Origin of the sequence: Sporosarcina sp. E16_3, assembly GCF_017347125.1 — a bacterium.
Taxonomy (GTDB): Bacteria; Bacillota; Bacilli; order Bacillales_A; family Planococcaceae; genus Sporosarcina.
The window spans coordinates 104,017-127,083 of the sequence record NZ_JADPRX010000001.1 but is presented as its reverse complement, the minus strand read 5'-3'; the positions used below and the strand labels follow the sequence as shown (position 1 = coordinate 127,083).

The window sequence follows — 23,067 nt, the reverse complement described above, 5'->3', positions numbered from 1 at the left end:
CCTTATTCCATCGCAAGTAATCATTGTAATTAAATGAATACTCACCAGAACTGGTGTAATTCATACCATTTTTAAAACGTAGTGCAAGTATCTGCGAACTTGGGTGATCCGTTCAGTCAATGAAGCTGATACGATTATGTAGAATTGCTCACTCACATCCGTTTTGTATAATTTGCGCACAGTCCTTCTTTCATCTGGCCAGAAACCAACCAATAAATTAGATTCTTCCATTTCATGCGCTATATTGTACAAATAACCATTAGATGGAGACCAACCAAACAAACTATTCAATTGTTCCTGAACTTCGGCCATATAAAAAGATTGGCGATTCAAGCTAAGTCGCAGGGCTATAAAACGAACAACATCTTTTACGGATAATAACTTTGATATAAACGATCTAAAGTCTTCATGTAGTGGCTCAATCTCCCCTTGTGGTAGCGGACCATTTTTAGTTAAAAAGTAATAGAAACGATCTATAACAGCCGAAACTTCGTTAAATCGAAGCGCATAAATAGTTTCGTATTCCTGAAGACGAGCTTTGCCCTTTTCGGTAATTTGAAATACTTTTTTGCGACCTTCTGTTCGTGATAGAAGAAAGCCGTCATTTTCTAAAGTGTTAGCAGTGCGTGCGACATACTCATAGGATACGGAACGTCCTGGGAAAACTAAATTGAAGTGTTCATAGAGTGCTCTTGAATAATTATCTTGTTCCAGAATAGTTCTTAATAAAAACAAGGATAGGGCATCACCAACACTAAATCCAACAGCTTGTTGAAACGAAGGTAGCTTCATAATCGAACAACTCCTACTATTTTAAATAATCATACACCTCGTTAGTGCATATATCAATAGTATATTCGGTCGCGATGTTTCTCCTTCTTTTATAGACTTTCCCTTCCTTAAGCAATCAAATTAACACCAGTTCTTAAATGATTCTAAATAAAACCTCATACGGGAATGTAATATTCGCAGAAGAATATACAATTAGCGAGTAATGTATTTGTATATGCACTAGCGAGGTTTTATGTTTCAGCAATATATATACTATTCAAAATAATCTTAAACCTCAATCATTTTCTATTACAGTTCTTTTCCCACGCGAAAAAAAAACCGGCAATTAAGCCGGCTTTCATAAATTATGATTTCTTTTATTTCCTCATAAAGTACTTCCGCCCCACCCGTTCAACAAGCGTCGGCGCTACCGCGTGCATTCTACTCGTGATTCCCATATACCAAGGTAAATTCACATCGCGAACTGGTTTCCCAACTGTTTTAACCACAGTATCGACCACGGTTTCCACAGCCAATAAGTGCCTGCCAAGTGATGTACGATAAGTTCCTGTTTCATCCGCGAGATCCAAAAAGGGCGTGTCAATCGGACCGGGGTTAATCGTCGTCACATGAATATCGAATGGAGCTGCTTCCATTCGAAGCGCATTTGTATAGCCGATAATCGCATGCTTTGACGCGGCGTAGACAGACGCTTTTGGTGTTGCCACTTTTCCAGCTTGAGAACCGAGATAAATCAGATGGCCACTGCCCCGCTTCATCATGCTGGGCAATAGAAATTTAGTGAGTTGCATGGGTGCGATTACGTTGACAGCCATCATACTTTGAATCGCTTCGTCAGACGTTTCGTGTGCGAAATCGAACGATCCAACCCCAGCTGAAAAAATGATGACATCGGGTGTACCAATCTTTGCCATCATCTGCTTAACGTCTTCACTTTTCGATAAATCTGCAGGTATCGTATGCGCGCCTTCACGTTGCAACTCCTCTAAAACAGTAAGTGCCCTGCCTGTCGCCCACACCTCGTGTCCTTCTGCCAACAGCCGTTTCGACAGTGCATATCCAACCCCGCTAGTTGCGCCTGTTATGAGAATCGATTTAGGCTTGCTCATAATGCCAGACGCCGCCTTCATCCCGCTTTTCACGGATCAGCCCTTCGTCGACAAGGTAATCTGTTTGCCCAATCGTTTCCGAAAGCGTAAGACCAAGCTCTTTTTCATAGACAGCCGGGAACAGTTCACGTGTCAATTCGAAAATTGTCCGAGGGTTTTCGTCCATCATTGCACGTACTTTCATTGCCCGTTCGCGCTGTTTCACCAGCCGACTTTCAATAAGTTCGTGAGCAATCCGTACTTCATTGCCATGCCCGGTATAAATAATGTCTACCGGCAATGTCAGAATACGTTTCAACGATTCGTTGTATTGCAGCAAAGAACGCGGGCGTCCCTGCGCAGGATCAAGTGGCGGTTCAATAAGTGGGTTTGAAGACACTTTTTCAAGTACTAAGTCTCCGCCAATCATCGTTCTATTCTCTTCGTCCCATAATACGATGTGACTTTGCGCGTGACCAGGTGTTTCCATAACAGTCCAGCCAGGGTGCCCGGGAAGCGCATCACCCTCTGACAGCACTCCATCCAATGGACGTTCGCCCATAAAAGCGACAGATCGTTTCATCTTCTTAACCCAACCAAGGTACTTTTCAGGAACTCCTTCTTCGATCAGACAATCGAGATAAAACGCGTCATGGTAGTTGAAAAATTCTTCATCCCGCTTGAGCCATAAATCGTTATACTTATGTCCAAGAATTTTAGCGTTATCAAACGCGTCAATCCAGCCAGCGTGATCGGGATGATGGTGCGTCAAAATGACTTGTTCGATATCGTTAAATGAATAACCGGCGCTCTTTATGCCTTGTTTCAATGCTTCATATGCTTCAGGGGTTTTCGGCCCCGCATCGACGAGTGACAGTGTATCTCCTTTTATCAGAAATGCATTTACATCGCCGACTGCGAATGGTGTTGGAATAACAATCTTCTGTATCATATGAAAAATCCCCTTTATAAATATGAATGAGTATTCAGTACATTGTACCTTTTTTATTGGAAAGCGTCATCTTTTGAATGAATTCTCTACCATGAAGTTTAAAAATGGTATAATGGGAGTATCTATTCTCAAATTTAATTAGCATGATATAGAACTACTAGGAGGGCTTAAGTATGGGGTTATTTGGATTTTTCAAAAGTCAATTTATCGAGGTAATTGAATGGACTGATAGTGGCACGAATACGATGGTCTATCGATTTCCCGTTCAAAACAATGAAATCAAAATGGGTGCAGAATTAACGGTTCGAGAATCACAAGTAGCGATTTTTGTAAATGAAGGTGAAATTACGGATGTCTTTGGTCCAGGGCGTCATCTATTATACACACAAAACATGCCGGTTTTGACGAAGTTGAAGTCATGGAAGCACGGATTTGAATCACCTTTTAAAGCGGAAGTCTATTTTGTGAATACGAAACAGTTCGTCAATCAAAAATGGGGCACTTCGAATCCAATCATGATGCGGGATCCAGAGTTTGGTATGATCCGTTTACGTGGTTATGGCATTTATTCATACCGTGTGTCCGAGCCAACTGTTTTCTTAAAGCAGCTGTTCGGAACTAATGCATCCTATGATACGAGTAATATTGAGGAACAGTTGAAAAAAATGGTGCTATCAGGACTGACAGATCTTTTTGCCGAGTCGAAAATTCCGGCTTTGGATCTGGCGATGCACTATGATGAACTCAGTGAACTAGGGAAAGAAAAGATGAAAAAGCGATTCAGTTCGTTCGGATTTGACATCACTTCCCTATATATTGAAAACTTATCTCTTCCTGAAGAAGTGGAAAAAGTGATAGATAAAAGAACATCGATGGGTGTTATCGGAGACATGAACCAGTATCAGCAATACCAAGCCGCTGAGGCAATTCGAGAAGCTGCTAGAAATGAAGGTGGTGGATTGGCGGGTGCAGGTGCAGGAATTGGGGCAGGGGCTGCAATTGGTAGTGTCATGGCAAATGCCTTTCAAGGCAACCAGCAACCAACAAATTCGCCTTTAGCCCCTCAATCAGAAAAAATGGCTTGTCCGCATTGTCAGGCACTCATTAATACGAATGCCAAGTTTTGCGGGGACTGTGGGAAATCTGTACAACAGCAAAAAGTGCCATGTATCAGCTGTCAGGCGGCAATAAATGGAGATGCAAAATTCTGCGGGGAATGTGGTGCACAACAAGTGAACGAAAAAACATGTGCGAAATGTGGCAAGGTAAACGCCCCTAAAACGAAGTTTTGTGGGGACTGTGGCGACAATTTGCAACAGTGATGGGTAAAGAGGTGTTTTAGGTGAACGGTTTAGAAAATAATGAGCATACAGAAATGATACTCGTTGAACAAACGGAAGTGAATAAATGCTCTTCCTGCGGCGGTAATACAGTTTTTGATCCTTCAAGTGGAACGCTTAAGTGCCCATTTTGCGGAAGTGAAAAGGAAATCACGACATCACGGGTAAACACGATTGAACATGATTTCTTACGGGCGTTAGAAACAGAAGACCACAGTTGGGATGATGAAAAACGTGTTTTCAAATGTGAAAACTGTGGTGCAGAAACCCTTTTAAATCAAGACAAAGTAGCAGACTTTTGCTCATTTTGCGGGTCGTCGCATATTGCGATAACAGATAGCCACGCAGGCATCAAACCAGCTTTGGTCCTCCCCTTTCAAATTACGAAAGACGAGGCGGTCGAAAAATTCAAGGTGTGGATGAAAAAGAAATACTTTGCACCTTCCAAGCTGATCAAATCGTATAAATTAGACCATTTGGCTGGTGCTTATATTCCTTACTGGACATTCGACTCTCAGACAAATTCATCCTACGTCGTACAAATTGGTACGTATTATTATGTTACAAAAACACGGACTGTAATTGAAGATGGCAAACCCAAACAAGTAACAGAACAAGTAAGAAAAATCAGGTGGCGTACAGAACATGGTAGTTACAGCAAATTATTTGATGATGTATTGGTGAAAGCTTCACGTAATGTGGCCAGTGGATTGATTGATAAAGTTGAACCTTTTCATCTAAATGGACTTGTTGATTATAAAACGGACTATTTATCTGGATTTTTGGCAGAGAAGTATTCTATTCCATTGAAGGAAGGATGGAATGATGCAAAAGTTGTTATAAACGATGGCATTACAAGTGGTATACACGGCAAAGTTCATGGCGATGTTGTAAATATTGTGAGTGTCTCCACCGATTATGACAACATAACCTACAAACATATTCTATTGCCTTTATGGATTTCATCGTTCCAATTCAACAATAAGGTCTATCGCTTTCTCGTCAATGGACAAACTGGAAAAGTAAGTGGGAATTCTCCTGTGAGTGCCGTGAAAGTATCAATTGCAGTAGGGATAGTTATTGCGATTATAATTGCGATTTACTTTATCTTGGAAATGACCTGACAATGAATCGCTAATAAATTAGATAGTTGACTTTTTTTAGACGACGTGCAATAATCGGTCTAATTCAAGTACATATTGGCGTTGACGAAGACTAGTAGTTGCGGTAATGGAGAACAGAAAATGTGGTCATCGGCTGAAAGCCACATCCCCTCTCCCGCTTCGAACCTCCTTCCGAGCTGCTGTGGAAACACAGGCGTGCCTTTCGCGTTAAGAAAGAATGAGATGTACCGGTTTTATGCCGGTAAATTTAGGTGGTACCGCGGAAACATGCGTTTTCGTCCTTATTTAGTAGGGACGAAAGCGCATTTTTTTATTGTCCAGATTTGAGCGCGCGCGCGTACGCCGTTATTAGTGCAATGAGAGGGGTAATTTGAATGGAAACGATTGTATTTATAGGTGCCGGTTCTATGGCAGAAGCTGTTATTGCAGGAATTGTGGAACAAGGTGCAGTTGTACCCAAAAATGTTTTTGTTATGAATAGATCAGATGATGAAAGACTACTTTCTTTACACAATAAATATGGTGTATCAATTGTCTGCAAGGATAAAGAGGCGCTGAAAAATGCAGATCTCGTCGTTCTTGCGACGAAACCGAAGGATATCCATCAGGCAATGGCGGATACACTACCCTATTTGGACGATAAAACAGCAGTTTTGTCGGTTATTGCAGGCGTTTCCATTCAGACAATCGAAAATGGCCTTGGTGCAAGACCTATCGCACGCTCCATGCCAAATACCTCCGCTACAATCGGCAAGTCTGCCAGTGGTATCGCGTGGAATCAAGCGATTAGCGAAGAGCTAAAAAAACATATCCTCGGTCTACTAGAATCAATTGGCATGGTGAAAGAAGTGGAAGAAGATGACTTGCATGCAGTCACTGCTCTTTCCGGCAGCGGTCCAGCATATGTCTATTATTTAGCAGAAGCACTTGAGGAAGCAGCGATCGGCAAAGGACTTTCAAAAGACATAGCACGCGCGCTTATCATCCAAACGCTTGAAGGGGCAGCGGCAATGTTGAAAGAAACAGGTACTGAGCCTGCGGAACTGCGGAACAACGTGACGAGCCCAGGCGGTACGACGCAAGCGGGATTGGAAGCGTTGGAGAACGGAAAGTTCAAAGAAACGATTGCAGATTGTATTGGAAAAGCGGAGGCGCGGTCACGTGAGCTAGGAGCCCAGTCTTGAAGCTGTTCATTTAAAGTGTCCGGTACTGATACAATTCCAAATTGTATCAGTACCGCAGTCCTTTTTCAGGGATTATTTCTTTGCCTGTTTAGTCCCTCCGAATAGACCAACAATCAGAGTTAATCCAGCCACTACTGAAGGGATCCCAATGGAATTTACTTCATGCATCCATAATGGAATAAGTACGTTATTAGAATCTGGAGTTGATGTAGTATTCAGGACAATAGTGAATATTACTGGACCATAGAAAGCGATAAGTAGACATGGAATGGTCACGCATAGAATTATGGCAAGATCCAATTTAACTGACCATGCTTTTACGAAAAGTAGAGCAATATAAGCCCCAAATACAGCAGGTACAATGGAATGGAACCAAAAATAAGGTAGCATATTAAAAGTTGTAGCTACATGTTGCCTTATACTCTGCTCCAACTGGTAACTGATGATTATTATTGCAAATAAACCCACAATCCAAAGTAGTTTCCAAACGTATTTTGACCACCAATCCACCTTTGGGCGAGGAAGATTGTTAGGTTGTTGACCAAGTGTTATCGGGCTTCCCATCGGTACAACAGCTTTTTCTTCTGCTTTTATTGCTCGCTCCATTCGTTCTTCGCCCCCCTTATGTGATGATCCAATTCAACTGAAACAAAACCCTTTGCCTCTTTTAATTTGATTTGATCTCTGACTTCCCTCAAATAAGATAGACTTCTTTTTCTCACATGTCAGTCACCCCTCTACTAATTCTTTAAAAGCAAATCTCTTATTGGTAGATAATTTTTCCGCTTTTTATAATAATTTTACGACAGCAATTGCCATACCATATTATCAAACGGTAGGGGGAAATTTTGGGGTCAGCATATTGAACTGAACTATTAGGAAATGAAATCCTTTATTCTAATCAAAGAGTTCATGAGGATAAATAACGGAAACAGTGTAGCGAAAACAATACGACTTCCCCAGGCTGCACTCCAAAACTTCTCTCCCTTGCGCAATTTTAAAACAAGCATGAAAATCGAAAAGCTACTTGCTGTAAACAGAAACCACAAAAAATCTTTTTGCCTCTTTACTTCATAGTTTATTTCTTCAATCTTCCACAAAGTATTTTCAGAAAATGATAAAGTAACGGTATCTTTTTCTCCCGCAATTATATTAAATGATTTTACGGTTATACTATCTTTTTGCTGTAAAATAATATCATAACCATTTGGCAAAAATGAAAGCTTGTAGACAGCAAGATATGATAGAGAACCCACTATGATAATGAATAAAGTGAAGGCTAAAAGCTTTCTGATTTTATTGCAAACTGAGGAATTCATTATATTCACACCTATCCTTTATGCTGCATCATTATTATCAGAGTGAAATAATCAACTATACCAAGCCATTACTTTCCTATTAATCTCCAATGCTAGTTGTTCTTTTCCATTGATGTATGATTCAATATCATAGGGAAAACGTTGAGATAACTTCTCTTTTAAACTACCATATTCTAGTGCAACATCTGAGTGTACCCGTAAGTAATCCCGAAATGCAAGATGACGTTCAATTTCAGAATTCCCCCATTCATAAATATGAACATGATGAGTTCGGTTATCTCCCCCTTTTTGGAAGTATCGACGTTCGGCTATTCCATTCTCTCCCTTTGGTTCATAGCCAATGGCAAGCATTGCCGTGTTAAATTTATCAATTCGATTAATGTCCCTTACTACCGGCATGACATCTATGATGGGCTTTGCCTGCAGTCCGTTTACAGAAGTGCTTCCGATATGGTGCACTTCTATAATTTCAGAACCAAAAACCCCATGTAATTTATGGGACTCTTTATCAAAGTTTGAAACCCATTGTTCATCATAAGGTTTAACTTCAACTATTCTCATTTAAAACCCCACTTTCCGTAGCTCAATAAATCATTTTTTCTTATGGCTTAATTAAACGATGAGGTTTATTTTAATGAACAGTATAAGAATTATTATAACTGGGGGCTTATCTGCTCTTTTATTCAATTATAGTCCCCGTTAGCGAAAGGTGGTTATTTCCTTCTTTCTCCTAAAAAGTATTAGACCAATGGCCGCATAAATCACATCTTCATTGCGAAAAATAAGAAATAGTGAACAATATCATGATGATTAATCCTATCCCCGCTACTAGCAAATAGACTCCACTAACAGTGAAAAAAGTTATCTCAATAAGTTTACTAACTCTTTTTTTATTGATTTTCAAGCCTGCCATCCCCCTAGTTAATCAAATAGCGTCTTTTTATCAGGGTCTCTTGAAAACTCAAAAAGCGTTTTTATTTGCGACTCTATCACTCTGTCAGCAGAAAGGTCTGGTATATTATGTTCAGTGAAAAACTGTATCCCACTCGTTTCGATTCCAGTAGTTGGAACTCCACCAACGATTTCACACTGAATAAAAATTTTATAATAATGATAGGGTTGTGGTGGATGTGGATGTTTATTTTAATCAAACAAAGCAAGCAACTTCGTAGGAACCACATCATAGCCAGATTCTTCTTTTATTTCCTTAACAATATTTTCAGATGGAGACAAACCTATATCGCAAAATCCGCCAGGTAATGACCATCTATCTTCCATATTCTCTCTTACCATTAACATCGTATCGTCTTTAAAAACGACACCACGAACGTCCACTTTAGGGGTTTGATAACCCGTTTCATTCATGAATAAATCCTTTTTTTTTTTCATTTCTAACTCCGTGTGCTCTGCCATGATTTCTGCACTGATCATATGTAACTCTTCATAACGCTCAATGACATAAATGTCTTTTGAAAAGGTTAATCCCGATTGAGATAATGCTTGTATCCTCTTTGCCCATTCCAACCATTTAGTACTCATAAGTAACACCAATTTTTATAGAATCAATGAATTCAGTTACACTTTTAAAGATAGCATCAGGTTCAATCGTAAATTCCATTGAATGATAATCAGGCAACCATTGGACTCCCACCGTATGTACATTCGCTCGAACTCCAGCATCAATGTCTGCATCGCTATCTCCAATAAATAGTGCCTCGCTATTTTCGATACCTAAAAGGGATAAAGCTTTCAATAACCCTTCTGGATGCGGTTTTGGTTTGTTCACATCATCCCCTGTTATGATGACGTCAAACAGCTCTTCTATCTGTAAAGCTTTCAAAGATATATCTAAACTTCTTTTTGCCTTTCCAGTAAAGATACCTATTTTCAGTCCTTCATCTTTTAAGTGCTTTATTAGATCATCAATTTCCTTATTGGGTGTAACTAATTGGTTATGGCGTTCAGAATACTTTGCATAGTACAATTCAATGGCTGCGTCCTTGTTACTATTAGATAGGTTCTCTCGAATAATCCCAGTTTCTGACGGGCCAAACATTGCCTTTATTTCTTCTATGGAAAGATTTTTACTATCAAACTCATTGAAGACACACTGAAAAGCATAATAACAAATGGGTAAGGTATTCGCTAATGTCCCATCAAAATCAAAAATAATCGCTTTGATAATCAACACGTCCTTCAATTCGATTTTCACACCACTATTTGCCATGATTAGCGGTGGCAACAAACGTCCCACCTATAATATCGTGGATTCCTCTTTTATCTTCACGAAATATAATCATAAACACACTTACTACTACTGATACCAGCCCAAAATAAATAAGGCTAGACTACCAATCCAGATTAGATACTCTGTACCTATACTAATCCTCCTCGTAAAATCAAACTCATATTTACTATTGTACCCTAATTGAATGAATTGTTGGAATTAATACAGTGAACGATCTCTTTAAATGAAAAAAGAGTTACCAATCAAATTAAATTGATTGGCAACTCTTTTATCCAACAATGATAGTACCACTTACCTCACTCCACCCCACTCTCTAATATCGCGAAAGTCCCCTTATCACAATTAATCCTTGCCATCGCCCCATAGGGCAAAACAAACTTTGGTTCTGTGTGGCCGAAATTCAAATTATAAAGAATCGGTAAATCTTCCAAGCCATATTCCCGCATGACCTGTTGAATGACCTCCTTATAGGATTTATAATATTTTTCGTCCTGTGGTTTACCAATAATTATACCATTTGCCTTTTGCAGAATACCTTGCGCAGCATAATTACGTAGCCAATTTTTAACAAAAGTAGGTTCCGGCTTTTCCTCCGATGTTTCGAAGAATAGAATGCAGTCCTTCCAATGCTTCTGTTCTGGCCAAATCTCTGTACCTTTTGCAAACTCCAGGACTTCGATACACCCACCAATTAATCTTCCTTGTACAACACCTGAGCCTTGAAGCACTTCATATCCAGCGTTTTTCTGCATTGTACGCCGTTTATTCTTATTCCTTTCATGCCACTCTAAACGTTCACTTGTCCATTTTTCAGCAGGTTTAATTTTACCAATAACTTCATCAGAAAAAAGTATCCGTTTCAACATATCAACTGTATAGGAATCCATCTCGACGTTTTCAGCGAAATCCGTTAAAATTGCTGGACCATAAAATGAAGAGAGCCCAGCTTTATGGCAAAACAAATGAGTAATCGTCACATCGGAATAGCCCATGAATATTTTTGGATTTTTACGTATTACGTCAAAATCAATATAAGGCAGTAAACGAATACTATCTTCCCCGCCAAGATTCGCAAATATTCCTTTAACGCTCTTATCCTTAAATGCCGTCATCAGATCCTCTGCACGAGCCTGTGGATGCTTATAAAGGTACTCTGATCCTTTCAAACTATTCGGCATCGGAATGACCTCAAGGCCAAAAATAGTTTCTAGTCTCTTTACTCCTTGGTCATAACGCCATCTAAGTCCCGGATTTCCTGCTCCTCCATAAGAAGGACTTACTGTGGCAACTTTATCCCCTGGTTGCAATTTCTTTGGTTTTATTAGCAAACTAATCCCCACCTTCCCCTGTTATTATCAGTCTATGCGAAGTTTGAGTCATTGTCAGCCCCAATCAATGAAATTACCCCTACTATTAAAACGAAAGCCATGCAGAATTCCCGCATGGCTTCCTTCCATTTACAATTTAACTTTTTGCAAACGCAATGCATTCAATACAACGGACACCGAACTGAAAGCCATCGCTGCACCGGCAACCCAAGGGGCTAATAAACCAATTGCCGCAATTGGAATTCCGATTGTGTTGTAGAAGAATGCGAAGAATAGGTTTTGCTTAATATTGCGCATCGTTTTGTGACTCATAATAATGGCATCAGCTACACTATTTAGGTCTCCACGCATCAGTGTAATATCTGCTGCCTCAATCGCAATGTCTGTACCTGTTCCGACAGCCATTCCTATATTTGCCATTGCAAGTGCCGGCGCATCATTGATACCATCCCCAACCATTGCTACCTTTCTACCTTGGTCTTGCAATTTTTTAATCTCTGCACTTTTCTGTTCGGGTAATACTTCTGCAATGACATAGTAAAGCTCAACTTGACGAGCAATTGCTTCCGCAGTTCGTTGGTTATCGCCTGTTAGCATGATCACTTCCAGGCCCAATGCCTTCAGTCTGGCAATTGCAACTTTCGACGTATCCTTGACTGTATCCGCGACTGCCACGACACCTGCAAATTTATGATCCACTGCAATCAGCATCGCTGTTTTTCCTTCACTTTCAAGCTTTTCCATAGTAGCATTCAAACCCAAGATAGTAATCTTATAATCGTTCATCAATTTTCTTGTACCGACTAACACTTCTTTACCATTAACAATAGCCCGTATTCCATAGCCTGGTAGTGCTTCAAAATCAGTCACGTCAAGCAATGATAACCCTTTTTCTTTGACGCCCAAGACAATGGCTTGTGCCAAAGGATGTTCGGATTGATTTTCAGCTGTTGCAACTAGTTGCAGCACTTCATCTTCTGTAAAGCCCGCTGTCACTGTAATGTCTGTTAACGCAGGTTGACCTTTTGTCACTGTTCCTGTTTTATCCAACACCACTGTGTCAATTGAGCGGGTATTTTCCAAATGTTCTCCGCCTTTAAAAAGTAAACCCAATTCAGCTGCTCTTCCTGTACCCGCCATAATCGATGTCGGTGTTGCCAGACCTAGCGCACATGGACAAGCAATAACAAGAATAGAAATCGTTGGTATCAATGCCGAACGGAAATCGCCTGGTGTTACAATGAAAAACCAAATTAGGAACGTTACTACGGCAATAACGACAACAACGGGTACAAAGATACCTGAAATTCTGTCAGCTAAACGTTGGATTTCAGCTTTTGAACCTTGTGCTTCCTCCACCACTTTTACAATTTGTGCTAATGCTGTATCTTTCCCAACTTTTATCGCTTTGATTTGCAATGAACCGTTCTTATTGATAGTCGCGCCAATGACATTATTGCCCGCAACTTTATCAACTGGAATACTTTCTCCTGTAATCATCGATTCGTCGATGGCCGAACGTCCTTCAATAATTACCCCATCCACGGGAATCTTTTCACCTGGCTTCACAAGAATTGTATCGCCCGCAATAACTTCTTCAATCGGTAGTTCAATTTCAACGCCGTCTCTTAGAACTCTCGCAGTTTTCGCTTGTAAACCTAGCAACTTTTGAATCGCCTGACTCGTTTTCCCTTTTGCACGAACTTCAAATAACTTTCCAAGGACGATTAATGTAATGATGACAGCTGACGCTTCAAAATACAGCTCAGGGCTTCCAACTTTTCCAGTATTCATCCATTCAATCGATAAATAAAGGCTATAGAAGTATGCCGCGCTTGTACCCAGTGCAACCAATACATCCATGTTGGCACTTTTATTACGTAGTGAATTATACGCACCTTTATAAAACTGAGCGCCAATAATAAATTGAACAGGCGTCGCAAATGCAAGCTGAAGCCACGGATTCATTAGAATATGGGGCATATAAATAAATGATAAAAACTCAAAATGCGCCACCATGGTCCATAGTAATGGAATCGTCAAAATCAGTGAAAGGATGAACTTTTTCTCTTGCTTTTTGATTTCCTGTTCCTTGTGATCCATTTTGTCTTTGCTATCTTGTTTTGGAATTAATTCATAGCCCATTTTCTTAACGGCCGTAATCATCTCAGTTGTTTCAACTTGTTTACTATCATATTCGACTGCAATTGTTTCTAGCGCAAAGTTAACACTAGCGTTGGAAACACCATCCATCTTACCAATTCGTTTTTCAATTTTCTTCGCACATGCCGCACAGGTCATACCCGAAATGTCAAAAGCTACTTTTTCTTGAACGACACTGTAACCGAGTTTTTCGACTCTTGCCCTAAACTCATTGACATTCGTTTTACCTGTATCGTAGACGATTGTTGAGCGTTCCAAAGCAAAGTTAACATGGACTTTCTCAACACCCTCTATTTTTGAGAGCCCTTTTTCAATGCGATTTGCACATGCTGCACAAGTCATCCCAGTAATTCGTAACGTTTTTTCTGCTGTAGCCATTTGTCTCTCCTCCGATACTCGGCAGGGGTATAAATTTTTCAAAAAGAAGGATCATACCTAAAAGTATAATCGTTTCTACTGCTATATACCCCCACGTGGTGTAAGCAGAAAGTCTATTCGTTAAGCTAGGTCGTAGCCTTGCTCTTCAATCGTTTCTTTGATTTGCGCAAATGTGGTTGCATTATCAAATTCTACTAAAACTTCTTTATTGCCAAGATCTACTTTGACTGTTGAAACACCAGTAAGTTCTCCAACGCTCGTTTCGATTGAATTAACACAATGATTACATGACATGCCTTCTACTATTAAAGTCTCTTTCATATTAAAAACCTCCTGTTATAGTTACTCCACTAAACTTACTATACCCCTGTTAGGTATGTCAAGCGAGGTGTGTTTTTTACTTCGTCATTGTTTTCATAACGGCCATCAATTCTTTAATAGCCGCATCACCATTCTGACCTTTAATGGCATTCACTACACAGTGATGTGTATGATCTTCTAACAGGGCTAAAGAAACCTTGTTCATGGCCGATTGAATCGCGCTAATCTGATGCAAAATATCGACACAATAGCGATCATTCTCGACCATTTGATGAACGCCTCTTACTTGTCCTTCTACACGTTTTAATCGGTTAAGAAGCTGTTGTTTATTTGGTTGGACTGTTGTTTTTGTTGATTCCTCCATGATCTCGCCTCCTTAAACATATACCCCGTACCCCTATACTAGCATTTTACTTGGAGTGGGTCAATGAGTTCGCTTTTTAGGTGATCTACTCCAAAACGACGCAAGAACATGAATGAATATTCTCTTTTTTCCGTGTTCACTGTAAATCGCTCCGTGATTCTTGCGACTTTACTTTCCACTAGCTCAATGTAGAGTTGCTGGAACGCCGTCAACTCCAGTTCATCGATTTCAATCAAGTTTTAGTGAATCTAGTAATTGTTTGGCTGCATTCATATGCTTGATAAAGAATATAGATATCTAGTCGGTCCTTAAAAATGGATTGTACTTCCAACACCGCTTAATCGCTAGATTTGTTCGTTAAACAGGTGAGATACGCCGCCTAGTTAATCCTAAATAAGTAGTGCCGAATATTTAAATCCATTTATGTTATGTTACTAAATAAACGAAAAACTGATTCCACATTTTAATATTGTGGAATCGGTTTTTTCAATAGGATATATAAAAACCATCTCTAAAAGTGAAGTAAGTGGTTTCTAAATTAAATCTCTAAATAATAGATCAGAAGATACAGGTTTCAATCCTATATCTCTAGACCAAACAGATAATTGTCCAATATGATGAATTTCATGTGATGTTATATGGGCAATTATTTTATCATATGAGAATGATTTAGTGGTACCATTTCTATTCTTGACCAGCAAAATCCTATCCTGAGCTTCAGATGTATGTGATTTAATAAAGCCCTCTGTTGCTGGTTTGGTTAGATTAGAAAATGTCCTTACATCGTTAAGGCTTGATATTCTATTTATATCTTTAATGATGACAGGTGTTCCTTGCATTTGATTAACCCATATTTGTTCGCAGTCAATTACATGAAATAGATTGTGTATTATACTTTGCATACCCCCCATACGTTTTTTAGTGAGTTCTTCGTATGAAATGGTTTCACACCACTTAAACCAGTCTTCTCTGATTTGCCAATTATACTGAAACATATTTATCAATTAAATCACTCCATACTTTTTCAACGCATACTCAATTCCGTCTTCACTTGACTTGTTAGTTACGAAATCTGCAATTGTTTATATTTATTCATTCCCAATAGCCAAACCAAGCCCTACTAATTCCAACGTATTTATTTCATTCTCTCCATTACCAAACGCAATAGCCTCTGATTTCTCCAATGAATTTTTTTCATCATAAACTCCACCTTTCATAGATATATAGATATTATCACAATATTGCGCATTTAAGAATCATTTAATATGGCAGTAATTGTTTTTTTGAGGGAGTTTAGTCCAATGCATATTTTGTGAAATAGTTTAATAGTTAAGACTTTCTGACGAAACGCTTAGCCTTATCCACCATTTTATTTTCCCCATCAACGTTCCTAGGGAGTAAGCCTCCATGTTAGAAGCTTTCAACGTTGGATAGTGGTTTAGTTATTGTTGTTCTCTCGAACCTTTGCTTATATCGCATTCAATTTTAGCTCCTCTAATTCAATCTCAATTTGATTTAAATCGATTCGTTCAAATAAAGGGCTTACTTGAAAGGTTTGATAAGCTAATTCTTCTATGGGTGCCCAAGTAAATGGCGCTAAATGTAACATCTCTTTCACTTTATCACTCGAAAAAGGTAGGAATGGCGATAATAACTGAGCACAATTTGCGATCATATGCACACATGTTAGTAAGATGTCCCCGCACTCTTCCCTGTTCTCATGAAATTCTTTCCAAGGTTGTTTTGTATCAAAGTATTTATTTCCGAAACGAATGGTTTCAAAAATCGTTTCAATCGCTTGTTTAAAATGACCCTGTTCAATCAAGTGACCAATTTCACCGTATCTAGATTGAATCATTTCTACAATATCGACATGAATGTTTCCTGAAATAGCTCCTTCAAATGACTTATCTATAAACTTTAACGTCCGATTTACGAGGTTGCCGTAAGCACCAAGAAGCTCAGAATTATGACTAAAAATGAATTCACGCCACGAAAAATCTGCGTCTCTACTTTCAGGTGCATTTGCAGTTAGAAAGTATCGAATCGAGTCGGGATTATAGCTTTCCAAAATGGAGGGAACCCATACAGCCCAGTTTTTGCTCGTCGATAGTTTCTTCTTCTCTAGTGTTAAGTACTCGTTCGAAACGATATGCGTTGGAAAAGCATCCTTTCGAATACCTGATAAAATAGCTGGCCAAATAATTGAATGGAAGGGAATATTGTCTTTTCCATGCACATAGTAAGATATGGTCTTTTCATTCCAAAAAGCTTCATCACTTTGATTAGTGTCATTCGCCCATTGTTGACTGGCCGAGTAATAACCTGAGACTGCTTCAATCCAAACGTACACTTTTTTATCCTCATAACCTTGTACTGGGACACTAACTCCATTTGGTAAATCTCTGGACACCGCACGATCATGTAAACCTTCTGTCAAATACCTCTCTGATAAATGGATGGCATTTTCTCTCCATGCTTTGTTTGCTCGAACCTTCTTCACTTGCTCTTCTAGCTCTTGTTGAAATGAACTTAATGAAAAATAGAAATGTTCGGTTGCTTTTGTGGTTGGTTCATTGCCACAAATTTTGCACTTCCGGTCAATTAAATCAAGTGGATCAAGGATGGTTGAACAACTATCACATTGATCCCCACGAGATGGATGCCCACAGTTTGGACAAACCCCCTCCACATACCGATCCGGTAAAAATTGTTGGTCAAATTCACAGTACGTTTGTTCAATTTCTTTTTTATAAATGTATCCATTCTCAAGCAGCTGCAAGAAAATCCGCTGAACGACTTCATGATGTTGTTGACTATCAGTTCTGGAATACAAATCAAAACTAAATCCAAGTTTTGTAAAGATTTCTATAAATTCTTGATGATAGCGGTCTGCGATATCTTGAATCGCTAGCCCTTCTTGATTGGCCCTAATCGAAATCGGTGTACCATTACAATCGCTTCCTGACACATATAAGACGGCTTCCCCTTTTAGTCGGTAATACCTCGCTAAAATATCTCCTGGTAACAAAGCTGCGATATGACCTAAATGCAATGACCCATTGGCATATGGCCACGCACCACCAATAAAAATGCTCAATCGAATTCCTCCTTTTTAGGGCATACAAAAAACCCCGCCACTTATCGTATCCGATAAGGACGAGGTTGATGTTTCACTCGTGGTACCACCTTAGTTCACAAATGGCTCACACCACTTGTCTTAGTAAGTACGTCGCTACAAATCATGCGAGTATACTTTGACATTTGTAACAAGTGCCAAATCTTGTTGCAGCCTACTCATCCGCAGATTTTCAGTGCAAAGCTCGGAGATCATGTTCATCAGACTAGTTTGCTTCATTTCCACCAACAGAAGCTCTCTATATAACATCGTCTCATTACTTTTCCTCGTCATCGCCGTTTAGTATAAGGTTTGAATTGATTATAGAGAAGTACGTAAATAAATGCAAATAATAAATAAACGTATTTCGTTGTTCAAGTTAACCATACGTGTAGCACAACGTCAGCGATATACTACATAGGATGATTTCATTCACAACGTCTAATTTATTTAAGACCTAATTATTATTTGTTCTTCTATACCCGTCTTGTAGCGATTAATTATTGATTTTTTATACTACAACAACATTTTTACAACTTTGCTGATTAAACTTCCATCGGTTTTGCCTTTTAGTTCAGACATTGCAAGTCCCATCACTTTGCCCATATCTTGCTTACCGGAAAAACCATTCGTTTCGATAATATTTTTTATAATTGTTTTAACTTCATCTTCGCTAAGCTGCGCAGGTAGATATAATGTAAGAAACTGAATTCGATTTTCAAGATTAATTATCATCTCATCCTTATTAGATTGTTTCGCGTACATCAGAGACTCCTGAGTTTGCTTAATTTCCGTTTGGACAATCTGCATAATTTCCTCATCGCTAAGCTCTTTACCATCATTTTTATCAATTTCTTTTTTTTGAATCGTACTTAAAACTAAGCGAATACTTGTTAACTCTTCTTTGTTTTTCGCTTTCATGGCTTCTTTCATTGAATCCTTTAGTTGTTGTTTAAGCGTCATTTTAAAAACTCCCTCTTCTAATTCATATTCTACCTATTCCTGTATTTAATTATATCCTACATTCATTACTTTTGAAAAAGATAGTGAATTGTGCCTGTATCCATTCAAAACAAACGATTCTCAATTCTTTGCAGCCTAATTTTCCATACTTGAATTTCTTTAATGTGTCAGATGAATCATATAATTAAAATAAAAATTATACATCGATTGCTTTTTTATTTTACTAAAACCATATATTTTTAAGTAGACTGCTACAAATACAATTCCAAACTGTGTTAGTGCCAGGCACCTTTTTCAAGTCGAGACCCCTGCCTTATGCTCACGCCTTTGTTATACTAATCGTGTTAATCATTAAGGGGGTTAAGAATATGGCAAAGTTATTTGAACCATTTTCAATACGCAATGTTAAATTTAAAAACCGTATCGTTATGTCGCCGATGTGTATGTATTCGAGCCATAACGAAGATGGAATGATTGAAGATTGGCATAAAATACATTATGCCACACGTGCAGTCGGTCAAGTTGGCTTGATTATCGTTGAGGCGACAGCCGTACAACCTGCGGGGCGTATTTCTGCACAAGATCTTGGCATCTGGAGCGATGATCATATTGAAGGCTTAACAGAAGTGGTCCGTCTTATGCAACAGCATGGTGCTAAAACGGGGATTCAGCTCGCACATGCCGGACGCAAAGCGACAGTTGATGGCGATATTTATGCACCTTCCTCAATTGCATTCAATGACAAGTATAAATCGCCTGTTGAAATGACTAAAGACGATATAAAAACGACCGTGCAAGCATTCAAGGATGGTGCAATCCGTGCGAAGAAAGCCGGGTTCGATGTAATTGAACTTCATGGTGCACATGGCTATCTTATTAATGAATTCCTGTCTCCATTATCAAATAAACGGACGGATGATTACGGTGGCACTGCAGAAAACCGCTATCGCTTGTTACGTGAAATTATCGACGCAGTACGTTCCGTTTGGGAAGGTCCCCTTTTCGTCCGAATATCCGCGCATGATTACACTGACGGGGGCATGACGTCGGTTGCATACGTCGAAATGGCGAAGTGGATGAAAGAGCAAGGCATCGATCTAATTGATGTCAGTTCTGGGGCGGTCGTACCAGCCGCAATTGATGCATTCCCTGGCTATCAAGTGAAATTTTCGGAAACAATTAAAGAAGGTGCCGATATAGCAACAGGTGCCGTTGGCTTGATCACTACTGGTATCCAAGCAGAAGAAATCTTGAAAAATGGCCGTGCCGATATGATTTTGCTGGCACGGGAGCTACTGCGCGACCCGTACTGGGCATATACAGCGGCAAAAGACCTTCGTGTTGAGATTCAGTCACCGAAACAGTATGAGCGAGGCTGGATGTTTTAAAGTACAAAAGCGCAAGCGCCTATTCAGCCTAGACTGAAGCAACTCGAGGAGTCTGACGGAAAATCTTCACATTACAACTTATCCACAGTACGAGGATTTATAATTTCCTAGACAACAAAAACGCAGTAGTGCCAACGCTAATAGGGGTTGGCGCTACTGCGTTTTTTAGTGTGACGCTCCTAGAGTCTGCTCTTTAATGGTGATCATTAGCGTATGGAATTTCTCCATCTCTTCGAAATGTGGGAAGTGTGCAGATTCCTCAAACCATATAAACAGTTTTTCAGGTGCGTCTAACTTTTCATAGTAATTGTAAGCATCTTCAGATGGCGTTATATAATCATACCTTCCCATGCAGAGGTAAACAGGAATGCTTAAAGTCGGAACAGTTTTAAAGAAGTTCGAATACTGAATTTGAGGCAGTATTGCATTTTTCGACAACCGGCTACCGAATGCCATGCGTATTCCATCAGTCCAGGTATATTCAGGTGCCAGAAATATCCCTTTAATCAGTTCTTTCTGCGTATGACTGTTGCGTTCGGCGCCTCCAAAATCAGTAATCCACTTCTGCTCTAGCCTTGTAACTTTACTATAATGCTTATATGGGGGTGGTCCAATGCTTTCAAGCTCTTTTATCGCTTCAGCATTGTTTCGTTTTATTGCTTCATCAAGTGCAAATTGATACGACAAATGTTCACCAAAAGGAGCATCTGCAACTTGTCCTATTCCTATATACGCATAGAAATGTTCTGGATATTGTTGAACTGTCCATGTTGCTAACATACTTCCCCAAGAATGCCCGACTATAAAAATTTTGGATTGGTTAAATTTATGTTCCAGGTACTTTGTTAGTTCGAGTGTGTCTTCAACTAGATTGCCGATGTGTAAATCTCCATGTGTTAGATTCCAATGATAAGATTTTCCAGAACCCCGTTGATCCCAATTGACGACGATGAAATCCTTTTCCAAATCCCTTTGATATTGTCGTGCATAAGCGATTTGAGAGTAGCCAGGTCCGCCATGAAGGAATAATAAAATAGGATTACGCTGATCATTTCCGCGAATAAGGACCGACTGTTTAATACCGCCGAGTTCAATTTGTTCAAGCGTAGAGACACTATTTGGCAGCAGTGCTCTGCTTTCATCTCTAATTCGAGGAGTCCAAGAAGGAAAAATAAACGCAAGGATGGGTAGGCATAAGAAAAGCAATAAGTACCGGAAACGTTTTTGTTTAGTAAGCATCACGATAAAGCAATCACTCTTTCCATTAATTACATACCCTAACTATACACTTTTAGCCTATCCTATAAACAGTAACACTCACGAAACTAAGAAAAATAGAGGAAAAGTTTATCATCGTGTAGAATAGTGTCTATTGAACAAAAAACTAATTATTCGAGATGAATCGAAACGTTTGAAAGGGTTGGGATCAATGCGGAACGTAATGATAAGTGTTCAGCAAGTCCAAGAGAAACTACTGGAATTAGGACATCCAAACGAGGTGGTCAAATTGACGGACAGTGCTCGCACTGCTCAAGAAGCGGCGAATGCCTTGGGGTGTGGGGTCGCACAGATTGCTAAATCAATTATTTTCAAACTAAAAAGCACGAACCAGCCGCTATTGGTCGTTGCAAGTGGGGTCAATCGTATTGATGAGAAACTAGTTGCTCAAATACTAAATGACAAACTAGGTAAAGCCGATGCTGATTTTGTCCGCGAATCCACTGGATTTGTTATTGGCGGTGTTCCTCCATTAGGGCATAAAAACCCCATACTAACCTTAATTGACGAAGACCTTTTCCGGTATGACACAATCTGGGCTGCTGCTGGACACCCAAAAGCCGTGTTTCAATTAACACCTGATGAATTGGAGAATATGACAAAAGGACAAGTTGTTTCTGTGAACTAATGTTTAATAAATAAACTAAACCCGATTCCCCAGCAGTGGGTAGAATCGGGTTATTACTTACCTATTTTTGACGAAAGCATTGCGCTATTCAAGTAGTTATAACGGACGGAAACAACCTTAATAACTACTATTGTCCATTTAGTCTCGAATAACTTCGCCGTTTTTCCATTCGAAACGTGAGAAATCGTCCGCGATATGAAGTGCAGGGAAAATGGCTTCCCCTTGTTTCTGCAATTGCGCCACGTCGCTGGGCATGAAACGCGCACTAATATGATTGGCAATAAGCGTTTTCGCTCCGGCTTCTTGCGCTACCCGTGCTGCATCACCGATTGTTGAATGGCCATATTCTTTCGCCAGATTTCCCGTATCTATATCGAACGTAGCCTCGTGAACGAGAATATCCACGTCTTGCGCCAGTTCAACTGCAGCGGAACAATAATTGGTATCCCCTAGAATGGCAACCGTAAATCCTTCTTGCGGTTCCCCAGTGACGTCCGAACTGACAATAACTCGCCCGTCCTCTAATACCACATCTTCTCCGCTCTTCAACTGTTTCAGTAGCGGACCATTTGGTACACCAGCTTCTTTCGCCTTGGCGATGAGTAATTTTCCCGGAAGCGGCTTTTGCTCAATCCGATAACCTAAACACGGGATAATATGCTGTAATCTTTTAGCGGTTACACGATAATCGGCATCTTCAAAAACAACGCCTTCTCCAATTTCATGAACAATTAGTTCATAGTTTAAATGTGTGTTGGTCACGCGCAACGTTGTCTTCAGCCATTCATCCAATCCGGAAGGCCCGTAAATATCAAGTCGTTCCTCACCACCGAGGAATGAACGCGAGCCTATCAATCCCGGCAATCCGAAAATATGATCGCCGTGCAGATGTGTGATAAATATCTTGCCGATTTTTCGTGGTTTTAGCGATGTATGTAATAGCTGGTGTTGCGTCGCTTCTCCACAATCGAATAACCAGTACCCTACCCCTTCGGCCGACAAATTCAAAATGACGGCTGAAGTATTACGCATTTTGGAGGGCATACCCGCACCTGTCCCTAAAAATTGTAGTTCCATAACGGATATCCACC

21 protein-coding genes, 2 pseudogenes and 2 other annotated features are annotated in these 23,067 nt (G+C 39.7%); of the genes and pseudogenes, 5 read left to right on the top strand and 18 right to left on the bottom strand.

Annotation, left to right across the window (positions count from 1 at the left end; genetic code table 11):
- Window positions 1-60: 60 nt before the first annotated feature.
- The 3 genes from I2483_RS00630 to I2483_RS00620 all read right to left on the bottom strand — a co-directional run bounded on the left by I2483_RS00630 (window position 61) and on the right by I2483_RS00620 (window position 2,832).
- A complete protein-coding gene (locus I2483_RS00630; RefSeq protein ID WP_207173178.1) occupies window positions 61-792 on the bottom strand; it encodes a helix-turn-helix transcriptional regulator in 732 nt (243 codons plus the stop codon).
- A 356-nt stretch (window positions 793-1,148) separates the two neighbouring features.
- A complete protein-coding gene (locus I2483_RS00625) occupies window positions 1,149-1,901 on the bottom strand; it encodes an SDR family NAD(P)-dependent oxidoreductase (RefSeq protein ID WP_207173177.1) in 753 nt (250 codons plus the stop codon).
- The gene (locus tag I2483_RS00620; RefSeq protein ID WP_207173176.1) at window positions 1,888-2,832 is read right to left on the bottom strand and encodes an MBL fold metallo-hydrolase; all 945 of its coding nucleotides are present in this window, start codon (window positions 2,830-2,832) and stop codon (window positions 1,888-1,890) included. The genes I2483_RS00625 and I2483_RS00620 overlap by 14 nt, the downstream gene beginning before the upstream one ends.
- A 173-nt stretch (window positions 2,833-3,005) precedes the next feature.
- On the opposite strand from I2483_RS00620, the gene I2483_RS00615 reads away from it, so the two are divergent.
- The 3 genes from I2483_RS00615 (at window position 3,006) to proC (ending at window position 6,480) form a co-directional block, all read left to right on the top strand.
- A complete protein-coding gene (locus I2483_RS00615; protein WP_207173175.1) occupies window positions 3,006-4,154 on the top strand; it encodes an SPFH domain-containing protein in 1,149 nt (382 codons plus the stop codon).
- A 20-nt stretch (window positions 4,155-4,174) separates the two neighbouring features.
- The gene (locus tag I2483_RS00610) at window positions 4,175-5,296 is read left to right on the top strand and encodes a Lar family restriction alleviation protein (protein WP_207173174.1); all 1,122 of its coding nucleotides are present in this window, start codon (window positions 4,175-4,177) and stop codon (window positions 5,294-5,296) included.
- A gap of 72 nt (window positions 5,297-5,368) precedes the next feature.
- Window positions 5,369-5,582 (top strand) — a binding site (T-box leader).
- 88 nt (window positions 5,583-5,670) lie between these two features.
- Window positions 5,671-6,480 carry a pyrroline-5-carboxylate reductase gene (proC, locus tag I2483_RS00605; RefSeq protein WP_207173173.1) on the top strand — a complete coding sequence of 270 codons (810 nt, stop codon included), beginning with the start codon at window positions 5,671-5,673 and terminating at the stop codon, window positions 6,478-6,480.
- A gap of 72 nt (window positions 6,481-6,552) precedes the next feature.
- On the opposite strand, the gene I2483_RS00600 is transcribed toward proC, so the two are convergent.
- The 13 genes and pseudogenes from I2483_RS00600 to I2483_RS00540 all read right to left on the bottom strand — a co-directional run bounded on the left by I2483_RS00600 (window position 6,553) and on the right by I2483_RS00540 (window position 18,682).
- Entirely contained in the window at window positions 6,553-7,086 is a 534-nt protein-coding gene (locus tag I2483_RS00600) for a hypothetical protein (protein WP_207173172.1), read from the bottom strand.
- A gap of 269 nt (window positions 7,087-7,355) precedes the next feature.
- Entirely contained in the window at window positions 7,356-7,799 is a 444-nt protein-coding gene (locus I2483_RS00595; protein ID WP_207173171.1) for a hypothetical protein, read from the bottom strand.
- Between the two features lie 51 nt (window positions 7,800-7,850).
- Window positions 7,851-8,360: a GrpB family protein gene (locus I2483_RS00590; RefSeq protein ID WP_207173170.1), complete on the bottom strand. Its 510-nt coding sequence runs from the start codon at window positions 8,358-8,360 to the stop codon at window positions 7,851-7,853.
- Window positions 8,361-8,720: 360 nt separating this feature from the next.
- Window positions 8,721-9,338: pseudogene (locus I2483_RS00585) on the bottom strand (NUDIX hydrolase).
- Window positions 9,328-9,984: an HAD-IA family hydrolase gene (locus tag I2483_RS00580; protein WP_207173697.1), complete on the bottom strand. Its 657-nt coding sequence runs from the start codon at window positions 9,982-9,984 to the stop codon at window positions 9,328-9,330. Before I2483_RS00580 ends, I2483_RS00585 begins: the two are co-directional and overlap by 11 nt.
- 359 nt (window positions 9,985-10,343) lie before the next feature.
- Window positions 10,344-11,375: a S66 family peptidase gene (locus tag I2483_RS00575; RefSeq protein ID WP_207173169.1), complete on the bottom strand. Its 1,032-nt coding sequence runs from the start codon at window positions 11,373-11,375 to the stop codon at window positions 10,344-10,346.
- A 129-nt stretch (window positions 11,376-11,504) separates the two neighbouring features.
- Entirely contained in the window at window positions 11,505-13,916 is a 2,412-nt protein-coding gene (locus I2483_RS00570; protein WP_207173168.1) for a heavy metal translocating P-type ATPase, read from the bottom strand.
- 120 nt (window positions 13,917-14,036) lie between these two features.
- Window positions 14,037-14,237, bottom strand: coding sequence for a copper chaperone CopZ (gene copZ, locus I2483_RS00565; protein ID WP_207173167.1), 201 nt, complete (start codon window positions 14,235-14,237; stop codon window positions 14,037-14,039).
- A gap of 76 nt (window positions 14,238-14,313) precedes the next feature.
- Window positions 14,314-14,601 carry a metal-sensitive transcriptional regulator gene (locus tag I2483_RS00560; RefSeq protein ID WP_207173166.1) on the bottom strand — a complete coding sequence of 96 codons (288 nt, stop codon included), beginning with the start codon at window positions 14,599-14,601 and terminating at the stop codon, window positions 14,314-14,316.
- Window positions 14,602-15,134: 533 nt separating this feature from the next.
- Entirely contained in the window at window positions 15,135-15,596 is a 462-nt protein-coding gene (locus I2483_RS00555; protein WP_255550232.1) for a DinB family protein, read from the bottom strand.
- Between the two features lie 9 nt (window positions 15,597-15,605).
- Window positions 15,606-15,785 (bottom strand): annotated as a pseudogene (locus tag I2483_RS00550) (HAD hydrolase family protein); the annotation flags it as partial.
- A gap of 284 nt (window positions 15,786-16,069) precedes the next feature.
- Window positions 16,070-17,701, bottom strand: a complete 1,632-nt coding sequence (gene metG, locus I2483_RS00545; RefSeq protein ID WP_207173164.1) for a methionine--tRNA ligase — start codon at window positions 17,699-17,701, stop codon at window positions 16,070-16,072.
- Between the two features lie 52 nt (window positions 17,702-17,753).
- Window positions 17,754-18,022 (bottom strand) — a binding site (T-box leader).
- Between the two features lie 213 nt (window positions 18,023-18,235).
- On the bottom strand, window positions 18,236-18,682 hold the full coding sequence (locus I2483_RS00540; protein ID WP_207173163.1) for a GatB/YqeY domain-containing protein: 447 nt from the start codon (window positions 18,680-18,682) through the stop codon (window positions 18,236-18,238).
- Between the two features lie 368 nt (window positions 18,683-19,050).
- Between I2483_RS00540 and namA the strand changes: the two genes are divergently transcribed.
- On the top strand, window positions 19,051-20,070 hold the full coding sequence (gene namA, locus I2483_RS00535; protein WP_207173162.1) for an NADPH dehydrogenase NamA: 1,020 nt from the start codon (window positions 19,051-19,053) through the stop codon (window positions 20,068-20,070).
- Window positions 20,071-20,235: 165 nt separating this feature from the next.
- Here namA and I2483_RS00530 read toward each other — a convergent pair whose 3' ends face one another.
- Entirely contained in the window at window positions 20,236-21,309 is a 1,074-nt protein-coding gene (locus I2483_RS00530) for an alpha/beta fold hydrolase (RefSeq protein ID WP_255550231.1), read from the bottom strand.
- Window positions 21,310-21,442: 133 nt separating this feature from the next.
- Here I2483_RS00530 and I2483_RS00525 point away from each other — a divergent pair, with 133 nt between their 5' ends.
- Window positions 21,443-21,976, top strand: a complete 534-nt coding sequence (locus I2483_RS00525; RefSeq protein ID WP_255550000.1) for a YbaK/EbsC family protein — start codon at window positions 21,443-21,445, stop codon at window positions 21,974-21,976.
- 138 nt (window positions 21,977-22,114) lie between these two features.
- Here I2483_RS00525 and rnz read toward each other — a convergent pair whose 3' ends face one another.
- Window positions 22,115-23,053, bottom strand: coding sequence for a ribonuclease Z (gene rnz / locus I2483_RS00520; RefSeq protein WP_207173160.1), 939 nt, complete (start codon window positions 23,051-23,053; stop codon window positions 22,115-22,117).
- Window positions 23,054-23,067 lie beyond the last annotated feature (14 nt).

Coding starts and splice junctions, on each gene's coding strand:
- I2483_RS00630 (WP_207173178.1), bottom strand. CDS start 792: ATGAAGCTACCTTCGTTTCAACAAGCTGTTGGATTTAGTGTTGGTGAT.
- I2483_RS00625 (WP_207173177.1), bottom strand. CDS start 1,901: ATGAGCAAGCCTAAATCGATTCTCATAACAGGCGCAACTAGCGGGGTT.
- I2483_RS00620 (WP_207173176.1), bottom strand. CDS start 2,832: ATGATACAGAAGATTGTTATTCCAACACCATTCGCAGTCGGCGATGTA.
- I2483_RS00615 (WP_207173175.1), top strand. CDS start 3,006: ATGGGGTTATTTGGATTTTTCAAAAGTCAATTTATCGAGGTAATTGAA.
- proC (WP_207173173.1), top strand. CDS start 5,671: ATGGAAACGATTGTATTTATAGGTGCCGGTTCTATGGCAGAAGCTGTT.
- I2483_RS00600 (WP_207173172.1), bottom strand. CDS start 7,086: ATGGAGCGAGCAATAAAAGCAGAAGAAAAAGCTGTTGTACCGATGGGA.
- I2483_RS00595 (WP_207173171.1), bottom strand. CDS start 7,799: ATGAATTCCTCAGTTTGCAATAAAATCAGAAAGCTTTTAGCCTTCACT.
- I2483_RS00590 (WP_207173170.1), bottom strand. CDS start 8,360: ATGAGAATAGTTGAAGTTAAACCTTATGATGAACAATGGGTTTCAAAC.
- I2483_RS00570 (WP_207173168.1), bottom strand. CDS start 13,916: ATGGCTACAGCAGAAAAAACGTTACGAATTACTGGGATGACTTGTGCA.
- copZ (WP_207173167.1), bottom strand. CDS start 14,237: ATGAAAGAGACTTTAATAGTAGAAGGCATGTCATGTAATCATTGTGTT.
- I2483_RS00560 (WP_207173166.1), bottom strand. CDS start 14,601: ATGGAGGAATCAACAAAAACAACAGTCCAACCAAATAAACAACAGCTT.
- I2483_RS00555 (WP_255550232.1), bottom strand. CDS start 15,596: ATGTTTCAGTATAATTGGCAAATCAGAGAAGACTGGTTTAAGTGGTGT.
- I2483_RS00540 (WP_207173163.1), bottom strand. CDS start 18,682: ATGACGCTTAAACAACAACTAAAGGATTCAATGAAAGAAGCCATGAAA.
- namA (WP_207173162.1), top strand. CDS start 19,051: ATGGCAAAGTTATTTGAACCATTTTCAATACGCAATGTTAAATTTAAA.
- I2483_RS00530 (WP_255550231.1), bottom strand. CDS start 21,309: ATGCTTACTAAACAAAAACGTTTCCGGTACTTATTGCTTTTCTTATGC.
- rnz (WP_207173160.1), bottom strand. CDS start 23,053: ATGGAACTACAATTTTTAGGGACAGGTGCGGGTATGCCCTCCAAAATG.